The 23,718-nt window shown below is 46.7% G+C and carries 17 protein-coding genes; 9 read left to right on the forward strand and 8 right to left on the reverse strand.

The genetic code is table 11. The features are described 5' to 3' along the window. Positions 1 to 271: 271 nt before the first annotated feature. Positions 272 to 805, reverse strand: a complete 534-nt coding sequence (locus H6F73_RS23430; protein ID WP_190761166.1) for a pentapeptide repeat-containing protein — start codon at positions 803 to 805, stop codon at positions 272 to 274. 262 nt (positions 806 to 1,067) lie between these two features. On the opposite strand from H6F73_RS23430, the gene H6F73_RS23435 reads away from it, so the two are divergent. Next, a complete protein-coding gene (locus tag H6F73_RS23435) occupies positions 1,068 to 2,591 on the forward strand; it encodes a SagB/ThcOx family dehydrogenase (protein WP_190761167.1) in 1,524 nt (507 codons plus the stop codon). Positions 2,592 to 2,856: 265 nt separating this feature from the next. On the opposite strand, the gene H6F73_RS23440 is transcribed toward H6F73_RS23435, so the two are convergent. The 7 genes from H6F73_RS23440 to H6F73_RS23470 form a co-directional block, all read right to left on the reverse strand. Next, a complete protein-coding gene (locus H6F73_RS23440) occupies positions 2,857 to 3,756 on the reverse strand; it encodes a glycosyltransferase (RefSeq protein WP_190761168.1) in 900 nt (299 codons plus the stop codon). A 65-nt stretch (positions 3,757 to 3,821) separates the two neighbouring features. Then, entirely contained in the window at positions 3,822 to 6,053 is a 2,232-nt protein-coding gene (locus H6F73_RS23445) for a hypothetical protein (RefSeq protein ID WP_190761169.1), read from the reverse strand. Positions 6,054 to 6,277: 224 nt separating this feature from the next. Next, positions 6,278 to 8,011 (reverse strand): hypothetical protein, encoded by a 1,734-nt coding sequence (locus H6F73_RS23450; protein WP_190761170.1) that lies wholly within the window; start codon positions 8,009 to 8,011, stop codon positions 6,278 to 6,280. A gap of 76 nt (positions 8,012 to 8,087) precedes the next feature. Further along, a complete protein-coding gene (locus H6F73_RS23455) occupies positions 8,088 to 11,681 on the reverse strand; it encodes a trifunctional glycosyltransferase/class I SAM-dependent methyltransferase/polysaccharide deacetylase (protein ID WP_190761171.1) in 3,594 nt (1,197 codons plus the stop codon). A 195-nt stretch (positions 11,682 to 11,876) separates the two neighbouring features. Next, entirely contained in the window at positions 11,877 to 13,337 is a 1,461-nt protein-coding gene (locus H6F73_RS23460; RefSeq protein WP_190761172.1) for an NAD(P)/FAD-dependent oxidoreductase, read from the reverse strand. 56 nt (positions 13,338 to 13,393) lie between these two features. Then, positions 13,394 to 14,416, reverse strand: coding sequence for a glycosyltransferase family A protein (locus H6F73_RS23465; RefSeq protein WP_190761173.1), 1,023 nt, complete (start codon positions 14,414 to 14,416; stop codon positions 13,394 to 13,396). 338 nt (positions 14,417 to 14,754) lie between these two features. Next, positions 14,755 to 14,958, reverse strand: coding sequence for a hypothetical protein (locus H6F73_RS23470; protein ID WP_190761174.1), 204 nt, complete (start codon positions 14,956 to 14,958; stop codon positions 14,755 to 14,757). Positions 14,959 to 15,024: 66 nt separating this feature from the next. Here H6F73_RS23470 and H6F73_RS23475 point away from each other — a divergent pair, with 66 nt between their 5' ends. From H6F73_RS23475 to H6F73_RS26760, 8 genes are all read left to right on the forward strand, one after another. After that, positions 15,025 to 16,209, forward strand: a complete 1,185-nt coding sequence (locus H6F73_RS23475) for a glycosyltransferase family A protein (protein WP_190761175.1) — start codon at positions 15,025 to 15,027, stop codon at positions 16,207 to 16,209. Positions 16,210 to 16,213: 4 nt separating this feature from the next. Then, entirely contained in the window at positions 16,214 to 18,007 is a 1,794-nt protein-coding gene (locus H6F73_RS23480) for an ABC transporter ATP-binding protein (RefSeq protein ID WP_190761176.1), read from the forward strand. Between the two features lie 21 nt (positions 18,008 to 18,028). Then, a complete protein-coding gene (locus H6F73_RS23485) occupies positions 18,029 to 19,252 on the forward strand; it encodes a glycosyltransferase (protein WP_190761177.1) in 1,224 nt (407 codons plus the stop codon). Beyond that, on the forward strand, positions 19,249 to 20,532 hold the full coding sequence (locus H6F73_RS23490; protein ID WP_190761178.1) for a glycosyltransferase: 1,284 nt from the start codon (positions 19,249 to 19,251) through the stop codon (positions 20,530 to 20,532). Before H6F73_RS23485 ends, H6F73_RS23490 begins: the two co-directional genes overlap by 4 nt. 25 nt (positions 20,533 to 20,557) lie before the next feature. Next, positions 20,558 to 21,331, forward strand: a complete 774-nt coding sequence (locus H6F73_RS23495; RefSeq protein ID WP_190761179.1) for a class I SAM-dependent methyltransferase — start codon at positions 20,558 to 20,560, stop codon at positions 21,329 to 21,331. Positions 21,332 to 21,495: 164 nt separating this feature from the next. Next, a complete protein-coding gene (locus H6F73_RS23500; RefSeq protein WP_347239607.1) occupies positions 21,496 to 22,788 on the forward strand; it encodes a glycosyltransferase in 1,293 nt (430 codons plus the stop codon). Between the two features lie 71 nt (positions 22,789 to 22,859). Continuing rightward, on the forward strand, positions 22,860 to 23,405 hold the full coding sequence (locus tag H6F73_RS23505) for a hypothetical protein (protein ID WP_242072618.1): 546 nt from the start codon (positions 22,860 to 22,862) through the stop codon (positions 23,403 to 23,405). Beyond that, complete coding sequence (locus tag H6F73_RS26760) at positions 23,398 to 23,604, forward strand: hypothetical protein (RefSeq protein WP_242072619.1); 207 nt, start codon at positions 23,398 to 23,400, stop codon at positions 23,602 to 23,604. Before H6F73_RS23505 ends, H6F73_RS26760 begins: the two co-directional genes overlap by 8 nt. Positions 23,605 to 23,718: the final 114 nt, after the last annotated feature.

Genomic DNA, 23,718 nt, shown 5'->3' on the forward strand with positions numbered 1-23,718 from the left:
CCTTGGTGACATAAAAGAAGCGCTGGCAGCATTTGACAATCAGCCACAGAGGCTTGAAGGTCTGTGCGCTGTGATCGCCGATTGTCTATGCTAGGAATACCCGCCGGCTTATGATTGAGCGCAGTCCGAATCTACAGTTTGTTAGGGTGTGGAGACGTTGCTCAGTCGTCGCCAAAGAACTTTAGATATTAGCCCAGAACTGCTGTGCCGGTCGGGGTTGTAGCGTTGCAGCGCAACATTATATTCTCAAACTGGGATGCTGCCTTGCTCATTAACTATCTTCTCGATACCCGTCAGGGCGAACCGTGGTGCTATCGAGGTAAGCGTCTGAGAAATCTACCATTCGGGCGCGGTAAAAATTGCAACCGGCTAGCCTTGCCTGTGTCAGCCTTGCACCTTCTAAATTGGCGCGGCTCAAATCTGCATCGATCAAATTAGCCGAACCCAGATCCGCATTGTACAGGTTCGCTCCTTGCAAATTCGCTCCTGAAAGGTCAGCACCTTGCAAATTAGCGTAACGCAGATTCGCTCTACACAAATTCGCCCCCCGCAGGTTGGCTTCAGATAAATCGGCCTGATAAAGCTTAACGTCACTCAGTTCAGCCGCGTTGATTTCAGCAGCGTGCAGGTTGGCTTGGCTAAGATTGGCGTAAGGCAAATAGGTGCTTGTGAGATTGCTGCCGTTAAGGTTAATTCCTCGGAAGTCGGCTTCAAATAGATTAACCTCGCTTAAATCTATCCCGCTAAAGTCTCGTTTCCCTTCAGCGTACTGATCCTTTAACTCCTTTGCGTTTAGCTTTTGCATATCAACTGTTGGTTTTTATTGGGTGCCGGCATAAAGACTCAGAACTTGAGCGTGAAAATCTGCGTATTTATACTTAACCTGTTTACAATTGTTAAGGATTTGTAACGAAAAAGCGCTAGATTTAATGTTTTCTTAAATGTTTGGGCACGTTACCATCGGCATTGACAGGGGGTGCCGGCCATAACTTCACCTGCCGGCCTGACACGTTTCGAGCTGAGAATGTCAAGATCGAAGGCAAGGGAAAAAAATTTTAAAAGTATCTATGCCCGAACTTAAAGTCTCTATCGCTCAGCATTACCACGAACGCACCAAATATGACCCGCAAACCCTAGCCAGCAAAAGTCATCAATTAGACTGGGAAAAACAGCCGGTGCCATTCAAGGAGTACAAGATCGGTACATCCTTCAACCTGAAGCCCTACTTCAAAGCAGAGGTCAGCGATCCGGAGGGCAAGTGGTGGCAGCGTTTATCTCGATTACTCTTTTGCAGCTACGGTCTGACTGCTAAGATCCCAACGATGGCCGGCAGCCCCTTGTATCTGAGGGCCGCCCCTTCTGCCGGTGGCTTGTACCCAGCAGAAGTTTATCTCGTTTCTCGCGGCACCGGCCCGTTACCTGCCGGTCTCTACAACTACCAAACTCAGACTCATTCCCTCGTACATTTTTGGGATAACCATGTTTGGTCAGCCCTGCAAGCCGCTTGTTTCTGGCACCCAACCTTAGAAAACAGCCATCTAGCGATCATTACCACAGCCATTTTCTATCGCTCAGCTTGGCGCTATCAAGACCGGGCTTACCGGCGAATTTATTTAGACACTGGCCATCTTCTCGGCAATATAGAACTCGCCAGCGCCCTCAGCGACTATCGTCCCCACTTAATCGGAGGATTTCACGATGAAGCGCTCAACCAACTGCTCTACCTCGATCCCGATCAAGAAGGCGCGATCACCGTTCTTGCCCTCGCCGACTTGCTAGACATTCAACAAAACCTGCCGGCAGCCAGAACAGCCCTACCCTCCGGCACCCAAACCAGCTATCCCACCATCCCAGATGGGGCACTGCTGAACTATTTTCACGCCTGCACCGAGATCTCAGCAGATACCACCGGACCCCAAGGCTGGAAATTCACCTCCGATGAAGATCGAGAGCAAGACAAATACAACTTTCCCTTCTGCACCAAAGTTTCCACCGTCACCCCATCTCTTGTTTGGGGACACAACCTGGAAGGACTGGAAAGCACTATCTTGCGGCGTCGTTCTACCCGTGCTTACACAGGTTCCGAACTGACCCTAGAAGAACTCAAGGCGCTGTTAGATTTTACTTATCAACCCCAACATTACATCGACCAGGGATTAGATGGTCATCCAGACTATTTCGATCTGAACTTGATCGAGACATTTATTGCGGTTTCTGGAGTCGAAGGTTTAGAAGAAGGCTGCTACTATTACGCGCCAAAAATTCAAGAACTGCGTCAAGTTCGCTTTAAAAACTTCCGGCAAGAGTTGCACTTTCTCTGTTTAGGACAAAACTTAGGAAGAGATGCGGGGGCCGTCGTCTTTCACACAGCAGACTTGAAAAATGCGATTGCTCAATATGGAGATCGCGTTTATCGCTATTTGCACATGGATGCCGGTCATTTGGGACAAAGGCTAAATTTAGCCGCCATCCACCTCGGTTTAGGTGTTAGCGGCATTGGGGGCTTTTTTGATGATCAAGTGAATGAAGTGTTGGGTATTCCAGCAGATGAGGCGGTTATTTATATCACCACCTTGGGGCGACCTAATTAAGGGGCATTGGGCATAGGGCATGGGGCATAGGGCATGGGGCATCGGGCATGGGGCATCGGGCATGGGGCTAGGAGTAGGTTGGGTTGACGCAGGAACCTTCTGTTTCACAAGGAGAAGTTAATACCAATAACCGAAAGCAGTGTGCTACTGCTCACTATTTTGTCAATCTATATGCCCTCAAAAATGCCAAAAAAGTTGAAATCACCTTGAAGATTTTAGAGCGCGAAAGTGGGGCTTAATATGAATGGTAAAAACAATAAGCATTTTAAGTTTTTGCAGCCTGATAAAATCTTTTTTCCCAGAATAGCCCTGTTGCAATTGCCACTTGTGAAAGAAAGAATAAGGCTGCTAAAAATGGCAGAGAATGCTGCGATGTTTGGGAAAATGGGTAAGTGAGCAAATTGCGATAAAAGGAGAGGGGTTGCCGACTTTTTTCTCCCATATCCTGTTGAGAGGAACGTTGGTGAAAACAGAAAGCGCCCCGCCCGTAGTTGAATTGCTGCCGCCAAAACTTGCTGAGTGTTAGGTCATGGGCGTGATAGACTTTGACTTCTGGAGCGTAGAGGGTGGGGTAGCCACAGTGCAGCCAGCGAGCACAAAATTCGCGATCCTCACCGGCAGCGAGGGGGAAGGTGGTATCAAAACCGTTTAGGGCGTGAAAAGAATCTGCCGGCAATGCAAAATTATTTGAGGTAAAAAAGCGTGCTTGCTCAGGGTTAGCATTGTAATAACTGTATAGGTAATCAATAAGTAATTGACTGGCTGTTGAATATAAATTATCTGGAAGCGCGTTGAGCGTTTGACCCCCAATTAAACAGGTTGGTGCTGTGGCAAATCTAGCTTCTAAAGTTTGCAGCCAATCTGGGGCGGCTGTGCAATCATCATCGGTGAAGACTAAGAACTTTCCTTTTGCCGCCATAGCGCCGGTGTTACGGGCTGTTGCCGGCCCTGCGTGGGGTTGGGTGAGGGGGATGATATTCAGCCGGTTTTGCAAGGGTGCAACCACCGTTTCTAAGGGGATTTCGCTGCCATCATTCACCACAATCACCTCAAAGTGATTGCGGGGATAATCAAGCTGAGCAAAGGATTCGAGGCAGTTCGCCAATCTTTCTGGACGGGCGTAAGTAGGAACAATAATTGAGAATAAAGGCTGCTTTTGTTCCATCAGATATCTCCCTTCTTGATTTGTATTTCACTCATCATTAATCATTTGGCAATAAAAGCATCGGCTCAATTTAAACGATAGATCGCCGGCCCTCGATTTAGATTTGTGCCGAACCCTTGAATTAATGATTTTTCCGAATTTTGTAACCAGGCGATTGCTTTTTTATCCGCCGAATCTTCTTTTTGCAGAGGGCCGACTCCGAGAACAGTTATTCCGCGCTGCCGGAGATCATCCAGCACTTGAGCAGATTGTTCAAGATTAAAGGAAATATGCCAAACTTTTCTGTCAAAGTTTTTTCCATAAAAAAGATAGCTACGCCTACTTAACGTATAAGCAAACTTTTCATTTTTATCAATATGAGTTTCCATATATTCATAAATGCCATTATACATTTCTGTTCGGGCATCATCTCGTTTTTCTCGCGCCACCCATGTAGCGCTAACGATTAAACACAGACAGATGGCAATAAAACTTCGACGGTTGAGGAATTTAAAAAATCGCAGAAGGCGGCCTGATAATTCATTAAACTTTGATAGTTTAAATAAATTTAACCGGAGTAAATAAATGATGACAGCAAACAGGATGAGATAAATAACTACACTCAAAATTTCTGGTGTGAGCGCTTTCATCGCAATAGCAGCCGTTTGAGCAGGATAAATTTTAAAATTATCTAGTAGCTGATTTGCCGAACCTATAAGGACTTCGCTAAAAAATGCGTTCCTGATTGTGTCAAATATAGTAGTGCTAACAATGCCGGCAATCCCGCTAATTACAACAATTAATGTAATAAATTCTTGCCGGCTTTGCCTGATAGTTGCGCTGACTGCTGCGGCGACACCCAGCAGACTGAAAAACGGAAAGCCATATCTTAAGTTATAACCTAGCAAAGCGCTTAATTGCCCGGATTCTTCACCACTGGTTCCCGAACTGTAGGGAGTATTCAAATAAAGTAATCCTGTGCCGATGACTAAGGTAATTAAATAGATAAAATTTTTGTTTGTTATTTTATGTTTACCCTTAATAAAACCAATTGGCAACAAAAGAACCTGCCACGACAGCGCTATAAATGGAATCTGCAATCTTACAATTAATTGTATACCTAGGGTTTGCCAGTGAGAGAGATTTGTTAGATCGAACTGAAAAGCAAGAGAACTTTTTTGTACTTCAGATAAATTGATCAATCCTGGTAAAAGTGTAAGATTGGCACTAGCAATTTTGACTTGGTTAATTTGCTCGACATAGTTTTGGGTATACAGAAAGTTTTTAAAATACCAGAAACTGCCTAAAAAGGCTAAGCAAAAGATTCCTAACGCCAAGATAGAACGTGAATAATAATCTAATTTTATTTTTTCTACGTGAAAGTTTTTTATTTCTAAGCTTAGAAACACGATGACTAAAATAGCTGCGTAAACAGGGCCAACAATTTTTATTCCTATGAGTAAACCTAAAGATGCTAGAAATAACGAAACTTCTGTTATAGAGCGGCTTTTATGGTAAGACAATATTAAATATAATCCCACCATAAAAACCGAAGTAAATGGCATATCTACATGGCTGGTATTAAGATGATTGAGAATGAGGGGAAATGTGAGGACAAGAGATGACGCTGCCATTGCATAAATTCTGATTGCCCCAAGCTGAATGCTCAGAAGGTACACTGAAAGTCCTAGAAGCATCCAAGCAATGAGCATGGGAAAAGCAACCAAAAAATCCTCTCGAAATGGCATTAAAAATATCGTAGCGAGAAGGTGCCAATTAAAAGGATAGAATCTGGCTTGTGGATGATCGAAAATCCAATTGCCGGCGGGATCTAAAAGCGTCAGTGAGCCGGTTTGATACCACCGACTTATTGCAGGGAGATGGAACCATAACGAATCATAATCGGTGATGGGTATGGTTGCTACTCTTTCCAAAACAATAAATCCCACAAAAGAAAGTGTAGCAATGATGAGCAATTCTAGCTTATGCAGGGTTCTGCTAAATTTTAGTCGTTCTTTAAATGAATCGAATAAGTGAGATTTTATAAGATATACAACAAGAATTAATCCAGTTATAAAAATTAGCGTATCTAAAAAGATAACGTAACCAAGGGTCAATTTTTGTAAAATACCTAATAACAGAGCGAGACTGATTTTTATAAGAATCCAAGCAGTGATGACTATTAGTAAAAAATGAGAAATCGCAAAACTTTTTCTTTCTTTTTGATTGATGATAGCGAGGGAGAAGCCCAAAGGAAGTGGCGATCCAATAATAACCAAGAACAAAATCAAATCCCACAGATGTTGTGCGATTAACATAACAGCCAAAATCGTTGTAAATTCTTACAAGCTAGTCTAACATTTTAGATAGCTGATCGTTCTAGGTAGATGTGCTGAAACCGAGCTTATAAAGGGCAAATCAATATTCAGAAACATAGTAAAATTCGTGTGGTAGGATACGTTGAGCTAGGTAATAAATAGACGCAAACCGGCAGGCAGCCCTAACGCTAATCGGGGAAAATTTTATCCTGATTTGGGAAGCATTATTTTTTCTGAACAAATCCTGCTCCAATTCCCTTGGCTGGATCGCGAAGTTTTACAGTTTCTTCAAGTTGGAACGCACAAGGTAAATCTGCTGCCCAGCACAATTCACCCGGTTGTTTAGGAGATAAATAGAGGATATCGTTCGTTTGCTTTTGGACGAATTCAACTTTCGCTATTTGAGGCGGCCAAAGTAGTCTTTCTAACCCTCCCCGATGGATTGATAAAACAAGCGCAAAAGCGGATAAAAATAAAGCAACTATCGGCTTGATTTTCGGTAAATTTCTTAAGTGATGGCCGAGAATCAATCGCTTTTCAAGGCGAAACAACCGATTACCCAAGTAATTGTTGCAACAAGCAGCTATTGTGAATGCCGGCAAAAGAATTAAATAGCCTAAGCCAAATCTGAAAAAAGGAGCTGTCATCATCAAAAATGCAATTCCCGATGCCGCCAATGCCAGTATCCAAAATTGCCGGGTAATTTGATTCTTTCTGAGGAGATTTACCCCGATTACGAGAGCACAGAAAGCTGAAATTGCAATTAGCAAACCCATGACTGCATTGAGCTTGTTAGATGTCAACCACTGCCACAACAACCACAGCCAAGAAGGGGCAGCCGGCGGAGGTTCTCCATACCAATTTGTCCAACCGTGAGTGCTTTCCGCAATCCGCTTAACTGCTTGTGCTGAGGGTGACCAAGGTAAATCCAAACACAGGAAAGTTGATGGATAAAGCGGGCATCCTGAAGTGATAATTCCATAAAGCAACATCGGTGATAACAGCAACAAGCTGACTGTAGCGCCGATGAGAACTCGCCACAGACTTAACCCCCTGCAAAAAATATAATAAAGGCCGGATGCAAACAGCAGAGGGAGAGCGGTGAGCTTGATAGTAACCGCGCCGGCAGATAAAATTAAAGGAATCAGCTCAGCATCCCAAATCGAAGCTTTCCCGTCCTCTAAAGACGGCCTTTTTTGCTGATACACGATTAAAATAGCCCAGGCAACCACCGGCACAAGAAAAACCACCGGCAGATCAGGAGAAGGTGATATCAAAATCACCGACATCAAATTATTTAACGCGACAATCGGCAGGAGAATTAATGACGAAACTATCACTAACCAATCGCTTATCTGTACCTTATTTTGGAAACCATGTCCCAGACAGATCAAAAACTGCAATAAAGCGATGAGATACACAAAACCATTCGTAATCGCACTCGCCCGTGACTCTAAAATTTCAGCATTAAAAGGTGCAGTCAGCGCAAACCAAGAGGAAGCAAAACCCAACTGCTTAATCAGCAGAGCGATACCTGGAACTACGCCAAACTTAGATAACCATTGAATAGAATTGTAATGATAAAGACCTGTATCGATCCACCTCATCTCTCTGGCAGTAAGTGCGGCGACGAGTACCTCTAAAGTCAAAAATCCTAAAATTAAATCTAAAGATAACTTATAACGCAAAACACCCATTTCATTTCGGGTGCGCTTTGACAAAAGAGACAGCGAACAAATGCCGGCAGTAACGATGGCACCTGTTAGGGGAGATAACGGAAAAACAAAAGCGGTTGCCAGCAGTGAAATTGAAAGAACAATGACTCCCAACCACACGGCAGCTAAGACACGATCACCCATTCGCTCAAAGCAATCTGCTTTCAACAGATTGAGCAAAGCGGTGCCGATCACGCAGCAAGTAATCAGGAGAAAAGTCCAGACAAGAATGAAGTACAGCATCAGGCAAACTCATCAAGTGAACGGACATTTTCTGACGGCAGTTGTTTCTAATTTTTTAGAGAAAACCGCAGCAGGATTACAAACTGAGTTTAGCGACAAATTCGCGCAAATTATCAGCACCCGTCACCTCAACTCGCGGCAGATCAAGGAGTGAGTCACCAAACCGACTTAAACCTGATCGGCAAGATAAACCAAACGTATAGCCACAGGCACCCATTAAGTGCCGCACAACCCGATCAGTGTCACCGTGCGGATAGGCAATCGTGTTAATCGCTTTCCCTAATTCCCGTTGCAGAATTGCCCGCGATCTCGCCCCTTCCCGAACGATTTCCTCTGGGTTTAGCGTTGTCAAAAGCTGGTGAGTTGCGGAATGAGAGGCAAACTCAACCCCCATTTCCTGAAGCCGGCGAATGTCTTCCCATCCCAGCAGGGGCAACTCCTCACCATAAATGCTATCCCAGCAATTGGTGCCGCCAACTCGATCCGCTACCAAAAAGACAATTGCTGAGAAACCGTACTGTTTCAGCAGCGGCCACGCATAAGTCAAAAAGTCAACATAACCGTCATCAAACGTAATGATAATTCCTCGACCGGCAAGGGGTTTTTTCGCCACCATTGCTTTGCGCCACTCCTCTAACGTGACGCTATAGAACCCAGCATCGCGCAAGTAACGCAACTGTTCTTCAAATGCCTCCGGCGTGACTCGGTAGCGGGCATTAGCCGCAGATCCGGTGGGCGCAACCCGATGGTACATCAAAATCGGTAGCCGCTCCGTCACGACTTTCCGCTCACCGTAACGGTTGGGAGAACCGCCCTCCCACAGCACATCACCGGCAACAGCCGGCGGTGGCGGCGTTGGTTGCGGGAGTTCAACGATTTCTGGGGTGGTTACTTTACCACCGGCATCATGCTGAAATACCTGGATGCGGTATAAAGGCGTCCGCAATTCCTTCACCAGTTTCAGCGGCGGGGTACTGGCAAAGGTTTCCCCGATAAATTTTGCGCCAAAGGGGTGATCCCAGTTATATCCCGTGCGATCTGGCTCATCAACCACGAGATTTGCGTGTGCCGTCAGGAAATAGCCCCCCGGTTCCAAGGCATCGGCAACCTTTCGCGCAAAGGTTCGTAACTCCTCTTTTCCACCGACATAGTAGAGGACTTCGCAGCACAAAATCAGCTCAAATTTGCCAGGAATGGCGTCTTTGCTTAAGTCAAGCTGCGTGAAACGAACATTTTCAAAGCCGGCACATCGTTCCGCCGCCCGATCCAGCGCCACTTGGGAAATATCTGCAGCCAAGAGACTGCCGGCGCGGGGCGCAAGTTGCACGGTAAAGTGACCCTCAGCACAAGCCAGTTCCAAGACCCGCTCAATTTTATCAGCCGGCAGCATTTCCAGCGTTTGCTCGTATTTCGTTTGTTCATACGGGCTGGTGTATTTCCAGGGATCAGGCTGTGTAGCAAACAGCGTCTCGAAATGTTTTCGCCCGTACACGTCTGCGCTGCTTAGAACCGGCACTTGAGACTTGCCCTCGCTACCGGCAACAGGTGCCGGTGGCAGCCAAATTGCTTCGGGGGCATAGATCACGGGAGCCGGCATCCTTCCTTCAGACGCTTTAATCACCGGCTCACCAGCAATCGTTGCAGCCTCCACCAAATCCTGAAGGGTGCCGGCAGGAAGCATTGCGCGTCGGGAAACACTCGTCTCAATTGCCCCCGGATGGCGAGCAAAAACCGTGCCGGCATTACTCGCGCAAGTTTGCAGTAAAACGTCCTGTTTCTTGCTTGCCCTCTCTCCTGCTGCTGCCGCCAAGCGCTCTCGCAAGCTAGCCCCAGCGATTTTTCTGCCTAATATTCCCTCGCGCACAGCCGCATGGACAAGCTCAAACCCGCACTCGCACATCACGGCAACTCGCACTTCTTGGGCGCGGAGAATCTTACCGTTGACGTTAACCGGCATCACACCCAGGGCAACGCCGCCCACGGTTGGCACAACTTGCAGTGGTTGATCGCTCACTGCAATATCCGGAAGCTCTTGACTGATCTCAACTGCGATTGGGCCGGCTGTCGCAGAGCGCTTCGGGGCGGCAGTCCAAGCCTTGGGAATTGCCAATTTACCTGCCGGCAAATTTCGCACACCCGCCAAAAGTTCCTGGGCAAACACCCTCCAAATGCGGGGGTTGTAGAAGTGGGTTTCTGGCCAATCTGGACGCCCCCACAGTTCTTGTAAGAAGACTATCCAACAAATACGATCATGCGCCGTTGCCCATAATGCCGGCTCGTCTGCGGGAAGTTCACTGGCAAGACAGAGGGAACCGCGCCAAAGTGAGGTGCCGGTGGCATCTCGCCGGATTGTGAGTTCGCGATATACCGTTTTCTGGAAAAAATGCTGGAGAATCGTCCAGGAAAACTCAGCCGCAATCGCATCACTCAAAACGTAGCTGAGAACCCACCCGTCACAGACTGGCAGTTCCAGGGTGCCGAGTTGCTCACCCTCTATTTCAACCGCACATTGCAGACGTTCTGCTGCCGGTGGGGCGCTGATGTCTAAAATTGGCTCTGTTATTTCTACAAGGACTGCGTGAGTGGTGCCAATGGTCAGAGGGCGGGTAGCTTTTGAGTGTTCTAAGATTAGATTTTCCAGTCTTAGACTGACGTGACGCGCCAAGGCTCGAGCAAGTGACTGCGCCTCTAGTGCGCTGAGAAATTGCTGAATTCGCCCTTCCAAACGCGGCCACAATTCAACCCAGCCGGCAGCAGGAAGACAGTTTGGCAACAGCGCGGCTCTAAAAATGAACTGAGCAACCAGTTCTGGATCTAAACCGGGGCAGTGTTCCTGCGCCACATATTCCAGTAAATTCAACGGATCACCATCGCGCCCAAACGTCAAGCCGGCATTCCAGCAGAGGTAATTAAGTTTGGCCTTTGGAAGATCCTCTGCCGGCAACCCTGCTGCATAAGCGGCAGATGGGTTAGGAACGCGAGGATCGGGCGCGTGTCCGCGTGCAATCACACGTAAGCCGTCGTTGAATAGCTGGAGGTTGTTGGTAGAGGCTGAATCGGGCCGCATCCGGTACTGAGCCAGCGGTTCCGGAATCAGGCTGAAGTGAGCGCCGGTGCGGGCGATGCGCTGCCAGAGATCCCAGTCTTCGCAGGTTTTTAATGAAGGATCAAACCCACCCACACCGGCAACGATGGAGCGACGGACGATGCAGGCATGGATGGCAAACACGTTATTGCCGGCCAGGGTGGCAAACATATTAACCGGCTTCCCAGATAATCCTTCATAGAAAAGGCTCCCATCCGAGGCAATCCGCGCCCATCCGCTGTAAACGGCATCTATGCTGGCATCAGAAATTAGCTCTTTTGTCAAGCGTTCAAGATGCTGGGGCAAAATCCAGTCATCCGCATCGAGAAACAGCAGCCAGTCAGCACCGGCGTGTTCGATGCCGGTGTTTCTGGCAGCGCTGACACCTTGATTTGGCTGGCTGACAATGCGGATGCGGGAGTCTTCCTGGGCAAAACGGCTGACGATCTCAGAAGTTGTGTCCCTCGATCCGTCATCCACAACGATCGCCTCCCAGCCGGTGAAGCTTTGGGATTGAAGGGACTGGAGGGTTTCGGCAATGGTTGCTGCTGCATTGTGTGCCGGTATGACGACAGATACCTTCATGAAATCTCCCTTTTGGGCTTCCAAAGTCTACTTGTGCTGAGTGGTGAGTGGTGAGTGGTGAGGGATAAGTTTCGTAGGGTGAGTTAGCGAAGCGTACCCACCGATTCACTCCGCCCACCAAGGCTATAAAATTGAGTTCACCCTTGTCATTGTCAACTGATTGCCAATAAACAAGGGTGAAATAACGCCACAGGTCTAGCCCCTAGCCCCTGAAGCTGCCGGCTCTGCTAACTTACTACTTTTTTTACCGCGCTCTGTTGTGAAATCTTCATGGTAAGAGCGTTCGGTATTAACTTCCCACAAATCGTAACTTTCGCCCAAAATATTTTTGACAGCCAGCATTGCTGTCAACATTGAGTGATCTTGATTGTTATAGCGGTGCATCCCGTTGCGACCAACGGTTTGCAAGTTTTCAAAGGTCTCAAGGTAATTTTGGAGTGTTTGCAGATGCCGGCGATAATCACTGTCATAAACTGGGTAAGCTTTGGGTTGACGGATGATCGTTCCATCTTTCACATCACTCGCTTTTGCCAAACCCAAGGTTGCTAGCTCACGCGTCGCCAGCTCCAGCAGTTCTGCGTCAGACATTGTCCATAAACCATCGCCTTCAGTGCAGAAATATTCCATTCCCAAGCAAGTTTTACTGGCATCGGGAACCATTGCAGCGCTCCAATTCTTGAAGTTTTGAATGCGCCCAACTTTAACTTCTGGAGTATGGATGTAGATCCAGTTGTCGGGGAATAAGTCAGCCTGATCCACAACCAGTGCCACGATCAGAAAATCTCGATATTTGAGTGAGCGTGCTGCCTCAACAACTTCATCGGGTGGCAGAGGATCGAGCCGGTTGATCATAGCACTTACCGGCATTGTGGAAATAAATTGATCACCATAGAGTTCAACCTTTTCCCCATCCTTAATTGCGGTGACGCTCTTAATACGGTTGCCATCACGCTGAAGCCGTACAATTGGGGTATTGAGATGGACACTTCCGCCTTTGTGTTCGACAGCTTCGGTAAATCGCTCCCACATCATCCCTGGTCCCAAGGCGGGGTAGTCAAATTCTTTAATCAGGGTTTTGGTGTCGTTGCTGCCAAAGAGCGCGTTCATTACTGCTGTTGTTAGGGAAAGTCCTTTGATGCGCTGTGCTGCCCAATCTGCTTGAATTTCATTGCAGGGAATCCCCCACACTTTTTCCGTATAAGTTTTAAAGAAGGTTTTGTAGAGACGTTCACCAAAACGATTGGTTACCCACTGCTCAAAGGTTTCTTCTTCAGGAAGTGGCTGAACTTTGACTTTAACGTAGCTCAATAAAATTAGCAGACTTTCAACAATCCCCAGATTCAGTAACGTATTGAAAACATCAAGGGGATAGTTGAAAAATTTGTTTTGATAATAAATCCGTGACAGACGAGGAACTTTGATGAACTCGTCTCCCAAAACTTCCTGCCAAAGTTGCTGCACTGCTTCAACCTTGGTATAAAAGCGATGGCCGCCAATATCGAATTTATAGTCTTTATAGGTTTCGGTTCGGGAGATGCCGCCGACTTTGTCACCTTTCTCCAGCACAATCGGCTTGATGCCTTGCTTGACCAGTTCATAGGCAGCCGTTAAACCCGCTGGGCCGGCACCAATAATTACGACAGGGTGTTGCTCCATTAATATTTCTCCTGGCGTCTGTCAGGAGCAGACGATTTGATTAGGGGTTTTGGAAATTAGGGTTTCAGGAAAACTAGCTTGGGAAATCTGCGCTCTTGAAAAAAGTGGCGCATAAAACCGATTGCAAAGGCTAGGCCGCTATAGAAGTAATAAAGCCAGTGCCAGGGAATGGTTTTGAGTGCAAACCTCAAACCCCGCTGATCCTTAAAGAAACGATAGAGCGGCGCGTTGAGAGTGAAAAGAGAAACCGCTAATAACCCAGCGATTAGCAGACAAGTAGATGACCAGGGCGCTCCGATTAAAGCGATTAAAAGCCCGTAAGTTAATACTACACTAATCCGGTTAGAGAGTTGCAGGTTTAAATCATTAACAATTTTGCTATCACGCATCAACAATTCAGTCCAGGGAAGTGCGCGGTAGAAAAAGTCTGCTTTTAACATAGAAATCGGTTCCCACCGCTTTAAATGCTTAACTTGCAAGGGCTTGCAGAGCCGAATTCTGTAACCGGCTTCCTTGAGGCGATAGCCGAGTTCAATATCTTCAATGGTAGGCCGGCGATAGCTCTCATCAAAGCCACCCATTTCCAAGAAAATATCGCGGCGAATCGCTCCGCAAGCACCCCAGAAAGTTGAGGCTTCCTCACAGGCGGTTTGATGTGTGTAGTGGTGAAAAAGGTTTCTATACTGTGAAAGGAAGTTACCTGCGCCTGGAGCGTCATCATAAGAACCAATCAGCGCAGCGATGTGAGGTTCCCGCTTGAAAGCACTCTGCACGTAGCCAATGGCTTCAGGACAGATGGCAACATCAGCATCTACAAAAAAAAGAATCTCACCGTTTGCCGCACGCGCTCCCAAATTTCTCGCTCGCGCCGGCCCGCCCGGTGTGGGAAATCTCAGCACCTTGGCACCAAATTCTTTAGCGACTAGCCAGGAGCCGTCTGTATCGCCATCTGCTACCACAATAATTTCAATGGGTTGAGGCATTGCTGCTGCCAAGTTCGATAAGCAACGCTGGAAATCTTGGCCTCCATTATAAACTGGAATAATTACCGAGACAGTCAACTCATGCGAAAAACCCATTACCCAAATCCCTCTTTTCAAAACATATTACTGTAGGTTTTTGATGTAGCCTTAAAAGTATCTATAGTCGGCTACAACTGGTTGATAGAGCGCTTGTTCAGTTAGCTACTCTAGCATTTCCCATCTCCATCTCTGTAAAATTATCTCCTCCTTTTTTTTCTACAACTTAAGTTAAAAACAGCGCTGAGACAGCCGCCGCTGGACTCATGTGATTTTATGTTATTCCTTCCTTTAGGGGGATGCTGCAATTTTGGCAGAGCTTCACTGAATCTTCATTTTAAGTCCAGTGTTTTTAGGGAACTTGTAAAGTGACTACCACATCAGGCGCTTTCCTGCCATTATTTAGATTGATGCTGTACGGGGCGCAGAGGAGTCGAGCCGGCAGGCTCACCTAGGGCAGCCCCTGGTTTCCAGGCCACAACTACAGAGAGCGTTTCATTGACAAATAAACAAAGGTGTGCATTTAATTTAGCCAACAGGACGATGCGCTCTGTAGATTCGCGTAGCTGGAGATCGCCGGCAGCGGGGGTGAATTCAGCCAAAAACAGAGAACCAAAAAAGCATTTTAGAAAAAATCCTTGAGCAATACGCTTTCAAACAGAGCTATTATGTCCAATTCTGAGCTTCCTTTGGTTTCAGTGATTATCCCGGCTTATAATGCTGAGGCTTTTATTGAGGAAACCCTGAATTCTGTCCTCTCTCAAACTTATAAAAATATTGAAGTTGTGGTGGTCGATGATGGTTCGCAAGACCGAACGGCTGACATTGTCAGAGCCATTATTCAAAAAGACGCTCGCGTTTCTTTATTTCAGCAAAGCAATGCCGGCGTCGCAGCAGCTCGCAACTTGGCCATTCAAAAATCTAGAGGAGAGTATATTGCACCAATCGATGCCGACGATATTTGGTATCCCCAAAATGTAGAAAAACAAGTGCAGTGCCTGTTAGAAGCCGGTTCCTCCGTCGGGGTGGTTTATGCCTGGTCATTAGACATTGATGAGAAAGGCTCACTTACAGGTGGGTTTTACACCGCCCATGTAGAAGGAGAAGTTTACACCGCACTGCTGTATAAATACTTTTTAGGCAACGCTAGCTCCACTTTAATCCGCAAGGCTTGTTTTGATAAAGTCGGTGGCTACAACTGCAAATTAAAAGAACAGAACGCTCAAGGATGCGAAGATTGGGAGCTTTACCTACGCATCGCTGAGTTCTATCAATTTCGAGTCGTGCCTGAGTTTCTTGTTGGATACCGCCAGATTGGCAATAGTATGTCTTGCAACGATGCAGTAATGGCTAAATCACATCTTTTACTTCTAGCAGAAGCCCAACACCGGCATCCAGAAATTCCTGCTAGTATTTACCAGTCGTCTACGAGTAACTTCTACTTGTACCTCGCCCGTCAAAGTAGCAGAGCCGGCAAACACGGCAGTGCGATCAATTGGCTTTACCAAGCCCTGCAACTAGATTTTCTCCGAACTATTTTAGCTCATAACCTGTATATCCTATTCATTAAAAGCCTGTTAAAGCTTATAACTCAGGCCGGCACCTCTCTAGTTTTTCCAGAGCGCCCTTCTCGGTTACAGTTCAAGCAGCAGTCTAATTCTCATCAGCCAGGGATGACACTTGGCGATGTCACTAGACGTATGAACATACACAAACACCTTCCCGCGCAGCTATATGAAAGGAGTCAGTTGAAAAAATTGTCTAAATCTTCAGAAAAATTGAAAGGAGTTTCCCCTCAAACAGTAAAGCCAAAAACGCTTGAGGCTTCCCTTCCACCTTCTGCCGAAGGGTGAAATCATGAAAGAAGCAAAGACCATTAAAAAGTTACTGCCACTGCTGAAGCTCTACCCTTGGGCGATTCCAGCAATTGTTGCACTCGGTATTCTCTCTTCTCTGTCGGAAGGAATCGGGATTAGTTTATTTATTCCTTTTCTCCAAACGTTGGAGGGAGCCTCTTCTTCTGCAGAAAACAGTAATTCTTTAATCGGGTTTCTGAACCAAGTTTTTAATCAAGTTCCGCCAAATTATCGCCTTTTACTTATTCCATTTTGCATTTTTGCAAGTATTGTTTTAAAAAATGCAATTTCCTATAGTAATGGAGTCCTTTTTTCTTGGCTAAATTCCCGAATCAGCCATCGGTTACGTTCTGGAATTTTCAAGCAGCTATTAACCGTTAGCTACAGTTTCTTAGAATCTAATGACTCTGGTAAATTGATGAACACCTTGGCTTCCGAAACCTGGCAGACAAGTCGGGCATTAGGCGTCTTGGTTAGTCTCATTATTAGTGCCTGTACAATTTTAGTCTTTGTGACGCTCCTGCTGCTTATTTCTTGGAAGCTAACGTTACTCGTTGGGGCGGTTATGTTCCTAATATCACTGATTATTCAGTTCGTAACGCGTCCGGTGAAGATTTTAGGACAGCAGGCAGTGGAGGCGAATGCTAACCTTGCGATCCGAATGTGGGAAGGGTTAGCAGGGATGAGAGTCATTCGAGCGTTTGGTCGTGAATCTTATGAACAGGATCGTTTCGAGGGGGCTTCAAAACAGGTGCGGCGCACTTTTATGAAACTCGATATGGTTTCTGGGGTGGTGAATCCTTTTTATGAAATTCTATCGGCACTTTTGTTGCTGGGCATTCTAGGATTTGCCCTGGCTCAAGATCAGGCATCTATGCCAACCTTGCTGACTTTTATGTTTATTCTCTACCGGCTGCAACCTCAGGTGCAGCAATTAGATGGGGCGCGGGTTGGTCTGATTTCTTTAACCAGTGCGATAGACGAAGTGATGTCCTTGTTAGATCGTTCGGATAAACCTTATATTCGCTCTGGCAAAGTTCCTTTTAAACGTCTAAATCAAGCCATCTGTTTTGAATCAGTTGCCTTTTATTACAACTCTGATGAAAAAGCGGCAGTTCAAGATATCTCGTTGATTATTCCCCAGGGAAAAACAACCGCTTTTGTTGGCCCTTCAGGAGCCGGTAAATCTACAATTATTAGCTTGCTCTGCCGGTTTTATGATGTTACGACCGGAGAAATTTATGTAGATGGGACTCCTTTACATCAGCTGGATCTCGCTGAATGGCGCAATAAAATTGCGATGGTGAGTCAAGATGTGCATATTTTTAGTTCAACAATCCGAGAAAATATCGCCTATGGCCGGCTCGATGCAGGAGACGATGAAATTATAGAAGCAGCAAGACTCGCTAATGCCCATGAATTTATCACCCAACTGCCTGAAGGTTATAAAACTGAAGTTGGAGATCGGGGAATTCGCCTTTCTGGCGGACAGCGACAGCGAATTGCACTCGCCCGCGCCATTGTTCGCAACCCAGACATTCTGATTTTAGATGAAGCGACAAATGCCCTCGACAGTATTTCAGAACATTTGATTCAAGAGGCGCTGAATACCCTTAGTAAAAATCGCACCGTGATTGTGATTGCTCACCGCTTATCCACCATTGAACACGCCGATCAAATCGTTGTGATGGAAGAGGGACGCGTCGTTGAACAAGGCAATCTCCAGCATTTATTAAAACTCAACGGACTCTTTGCAAGGCTCTATCACCTGCAACACCGAAATTTGGCAACCTAAAAATACTTTTGCGATCTTCCTATGCCCTACACGATTACCCAAATAGAAGTTACCCAACCCCTCCCCGATCTGGCGATTCCTGAAGGAGATACGGGCATTGCCCTGATTCTGCGGCGCAAAGATAAACCTATCGCTTTTTTAATGAAAGCGCTGCCGGAAAAAAGTGTGATCAGTTCTGAAGATTTAGCTCAAATCATCGCACAAGAAATCGGTACTAAGTTACTGGAAGAAAGTATCCGCGAGGAATTAATTACTCCAGTCGTTCCGGTCGCTCTTCCTTCATTAACGGTAGCGATTTGTACCAAGGATAGAACCGATAATTTGACTCGATGCCTGGGTTCTTTACTCAAATTGCAGATACCGGGTTCAGAAGATTTGCCTCAATTTGAAGTTGTAGTCGTTGATAATGCCCCTTCTGATGAACAAACAAAAGAATTGGTCGGCGCACTGCCCAGTGTGAGATATGTTCGAGAACCCAAACCGGGTTTAGATTTCGCTCGAAATCGCGCTTTGCAGGAAGCAACCGGCGAGTTTTTGGCTTTCCTTGATGATGATGTGGTTGTTGATCGTAAATGGCTGGATGGCTTGAGAGAAGCCCAGGCAGAAAATCCAGATGCTGCGGCTTTTACAGGGCTAGTGCTACCTTATGAGCTGGAGACAGAAGCTCAAATTTTGTTTGAATTAAGGGGGGGCTTTCGCCGGGGTTTTGAGAAAATTCGTTATGGGAAAATCTTACCGGCTAACCCCCTATATCCCTGCGGTTCAGGAATTTTTGGTGCAGGCTGCAATATGGCTTTTCGTCGGGAAGTTTTACTAGAATTAGGCGGCTTTGATGATGCGCTGGATACGGGTGCGCCGCTGCCTGGGGGTGGGGATTTAGATATTTTCTATCGTGTCATTCGAGCCGGCTACCCTCTGGTTTATGAGCCTCAGTATGTGGTATATCACCAGCACCGCCGAGAAATTGAAAAACTACGCCGGCAATACTGGACTTGGGGTTTAGGATTTATGGCGTTTGTCGTGAAATCTTATCAAAGTGATCCCCTTCAACGTTCCCAATTCTTCCGGTTGATTATCTGGTGGTTTAAGTACCAGATGTGGCAAATAAAAGAACGGCTCAAGGGGCGAAATCCATTGCCGGTAGGAATGATTTTGGCGGAATTGTGGGGCGGGATTATTGGACTTTTGGGAGAATACCCCCGCTCTTTGAAGCGTATTGAGCAGATCCGGAGACAGTTCTCATGAGCGCCTTTATCCCCTGGAAAGTTGTCCACATAGAGCTGAGTGAAAATATCCCCACGCTGCCGGCAGAACCCTGCTATCAAGGGCTTTATGTGGTGTTTTGGGGTCACGGCATCCCCCTGGGACATCAGGAAATTTTAGCAGATCAACTGCCAATGCCGGCCACAGAAGTCGCTAATTTAGGAATGCAAACAATTGTGCCGGCAGTCGGGGATCTTTTGTTAGAAAAAGGCTTTAAAGCATCTTTGCCAGAACTTCCGAAACATTTGGTGAAAAATATCTCACCCGATTTTCAGGAACTGATGTCATTGGAGCGACCTTTTGCTAAGCTAGAAGCGTGTTTTTCAGAGCCAAGTGAGGCTTCGGTTTCGGTTGTGATTTGCACGCGAGAACGACCGGCTCAGCTTATACAATGTTTGAAATCGCTGCAAAATTTATCCCAACCACCCCAGGAAATTGTTGTTGTCGATAATGCCCCAACTTCTGAGGCGACTCGCGAAGCCGTGGCGCAAATCCCGAATGTTAAATATGTACGGGAACCCCGACCGGGTTTGAGTGTCGCGCGGAACACCGGCATCCTTCATAGCACAGGTGATATTATCGCGTTTACGGATGATGATGTGAGGCTTCATCCAGAGTGGCTAACTCGATTGTTACGAGGTTTTGATCACCCGAATGTTATGAGTGTAACGGGTTTAGTTTTGCCGGCAGAACTTGAAACCGAAGCGCAATTTATCTTTGAAAAAGGGTTAGGATATCTCAATAAAGGATACTTTACGAAAACCTTTGACAGTCAGTTTTTTGAAGATATGAAATCTAAAGGTGTTCCCGCTTGGGAGGTGGGTGCCGGCGCAAATATGGCAATTCGTCGTAAAGCGTTCGATTTAGTCGGAAACTTTGACGAACGGTTAGGTGCCGGTGCTGCCGGCTGTAGTGAAGACTCTGAATTCTGGTATCGCCTGCTTGCGGAAGGTTGGGTGTGCCGGTATGAGCCGGCAGCTGCCGTTTACCATTACCACCGCAGCGATTCAAAAACTTTAAAACACCAGATGTATCACTATTGGCGCGGCTACGTTACCGCCCTTTTAGTGCAGTTTGCCAGATACAAACACTGGGGAAACTTGCGTCGCTTATTCGTAAATTTGCCGATGTATTACGCCAGCCGGTTTGTCTACGGAACATTAAAAGGATTGAAATCTTTTAATCGGCTCCTGGTTTCCGGACTTTTTGGCGCTTTTGCTGGAGTAATTTTTTACTTTCAAAATCGCCAATTGCCTCGATAAACCATCCTAAATTTAGGTAATAAATATGCAAACACTTTCTTCTCAAGCCCTACCTGCTTCCAAAGCCCAACTCGGCAAGTTTCTCTCCGGCAATCCTTTTGGCCGGCCTTTAACGCAGGGATTTTTTTATCGGGAAAAAATGCGGGCAATTCACCGAATTGCGCCGGAACAACCGATGCAAGATATTTTAGAAGTAGGCGGCGGCGGCAGCGGTTTGACTGCCTGTTTATACCCGCAAGCACAAATTATTAATTTAGACCTCGATCCCAGCTACGCAGAGTCGCCGCCTAACCAGCAAGAACGGGTACGGTTTTTATGTGGAGATGCAACCAATCTTCCCTTTGAAGATTGCTCTTTTGATGCGGTGACAATGTTCGATGTTTTAGAACACATTCCCGACCATAAAAAGGCAGTGTTAGAGGCGCTACGAGTGCTGCGTCCGGGCGGTTTTATCCTCATCAGCACTCCCAACGAAAATTGGCGGTTTCCCTACTATAAATTTATGCAACCTATCTGCCCGAAAGATACTGACGTCATGGCAGAATGGGGTCATGTCCGGCGAGGCTACACACTCGACGAACTCAAAGATTTAATCGAGTTACCTTGTTTGGGTTCCGCGACATTTATCAATCCGCTGACTGTGCTGTGCCATGATGTTTCTTTTTCCCACTTATCACCTCGTCAGCGGGAATTCTTTTGTTTGTTACTCAGTCCGCTGACTTGGGCAAGTTACTTCCTACACAAGCCTGAAAGTGTCGGCACAGAAACCGCTTCTCTGTGGCAAAAACCAGAAATGTAAATCGAAAATTTCAGCAAGACTTTGATGTTTATTGGCTAAAGCACGAATAAGCCCTAAGGAATCACTGATAATTTTAAGGGATAATTTTTGGATTTTTCTTGGCTGATTGAAAATTTCAAAATACTATCGCCACAATTTAACGTAGTTAAATAAAAGGAGATTTTGTGAGTATATTTGTACCCTGGAAAGTCTTACATCTAGAATTAAGTCAAGGCATCCCATTACTGCCGGCAACGCCTAATTATCAAGGTTTATACGTGGTGTTTTGGTGGCGCGGCATTCCCTTAGCGCATCAGGAAATTTTAGCGACTCAACTACCAATGCAGGCAACTCAACTAAAAAACATTATTCTGGAAAAAATTGCGCCAGCCTTGGGTGATCGCTTGTTGGAAAAAGGGTTTAAAGCACCTTTGCCGGATGTCTCGCCAAATCCTTTTCAAAATCAGCGTTCAAACCTTGAGGATTTAATTGCATTAGAACGCCCTCTCGAACAGTTAGAAAAACGCTTTTCTCAACCGGCATCTAGCTCAGTGTCTGTAATCATCTGTACCAGAGATCGGGCTGATCAATTAGTAAAATGCCTATTCGCCCTGAAAAATTTATCCACACCCCCAAAGGAAATCATTGTCGTTGATAATGCGCCGAGTTCAGACGCTACGCGCCAACTGGTTGCAGAGATGCCGGCAGTCCGGTATGTGCTAGAACCTCAACCGGGTTTAAGCGTAGCGCGGAACACCGGCATCCGTCACAGTACAGGCGACATTATTGCATTTACTGATGATGATGTTGAAGTTCATCCCGACTGGATCGCCCGCTTGCAGCAAGGTTTTTCTGATCCAAAAGTCATGGCAGTTACGGGTTTAGTGTTGCCGGCAGAACTTGAAACCGAATCACAATTTATCTTTGAAAAAAATAACAGTTTTAGTCAGGGATACCGCGTCTTAACCTTTGACACCCAGTTTTTTGAAACAATGAAGCCTCTAGGCGTTCCCGTTTGGCGCATTGGTGCCGGCGCTAACATGGCATTGCGAAAAAAAGCCTTTGAACTCGTGGGAGACTTCGATGAACGCTTAGGCGCAGGGGCATCTGGATGCAGTGAAGATTCGGAATTCTGGTATCGCTTGCTTGCCGAAGGTTGGGTTTGCCGGTATGAGCCGGCAGCCGTCGTTTACCATTACCATCGCAGCGATTTAAAAGGACTGAAACATCAGATGTATCAATATATGCGGGGTCATGTGGCAGCCCTTTTAGTTCAATTTGCCAAATACAAACACTGGGGGAATTTGTATCGCCTATTTGTGATATTGCCGAAATACTATGCCAAATTGTTTTTATCAGCTGTGTTGAAAGCTTCTATTCCTAAAATTAGGCAGGTAGTGGGAGAAATTTCTGCCTGTTTTTCCGGGATCATTTTTTACTTGCAAAACAGGTCTTTGATTAAACCTTTAAAAAACTGATCAATGACATCTCAAATCATCGCTTTGCTGCATCGGGGCGACCTGTCGAAGACTTTTTAGACAGCATCGGCGTGTCTTTTGAAGGGTTCTGCAACGAAATGACCGGCGGCTGGATGTTCGGCTACATTGATGCGCTCAAGCTGGCTGGGGGGCGGACGGTGCTTTTTTGCATTTCGGCGCGTGTACGCGAGGGGTGCAGCGCCATTTTGTGCCAAGAGTACGAGTACGCCCGCTTTGACGCTTGTGTGCTGTTGGGGCAGTGGCTGCGGTTGCCGGTGTTTGCCACGCTTCAAGGGGGAGATTTTCAGATGAGCCGGTTTGAGAAACCGCTGCGCCCCTTGACGTTACGGGCTTGTGCCGGCTTGATCGTTGCAACGCAAACCGAGCGAGAGCGGATTTTGAGTCGTTATGGCATCTCGCCGGCAAAGGTGGTGCAAATTTTCAACCCGCCGGATCTGGGAATGTGGGAGGCGATGGATCGCACGCAAGCGAGGGCGGCGCTTGGCATTCCCAGTGATGCTCAGGTGGTGGTGTGGCATGGGCGTGTTGATATCCACCGCAAGGGGTTGGATGTTTTGCTGGAGGCGTGGAAGACAGTTTGCCGCTGGGGTGCCTGATATTTTTGAGGGGGGTGAGGCTGCCGGGGGGCTGGTGGTGCGGCGTGAGGATGCGAAGGCGCTGGCTTCTGCTTTGGCTGAGGTTTTGGATCGTCCTAATTGGAAGCGTGAGTTGGGCAGGCGTGCTCGTTGTCGGGTGGAAACTTGTTTTTCGCTTGAGGCGGTTGGCCGGCAGTTGTGTGATGTTATTTTTAGGTAGGATTTTTTTAACCGCAGATGCACGCAGATTAACGCAGATGGGTTGAGGGTTGGATGCAATTGAGGTGGGAGGGATGAAGATTTTTTTAACCACAGATGATAGCGCAGCGTGGCG

The organism is Microcoleus sp. FACHB-68 (assembly GCF_014695715.1).
Taxonomy (GTDB): Bacteria; Cyanobacteriota; Cyanobacteriia; order Cyanobacteriales; family Oscillatoriaceae; genus FACHB-68.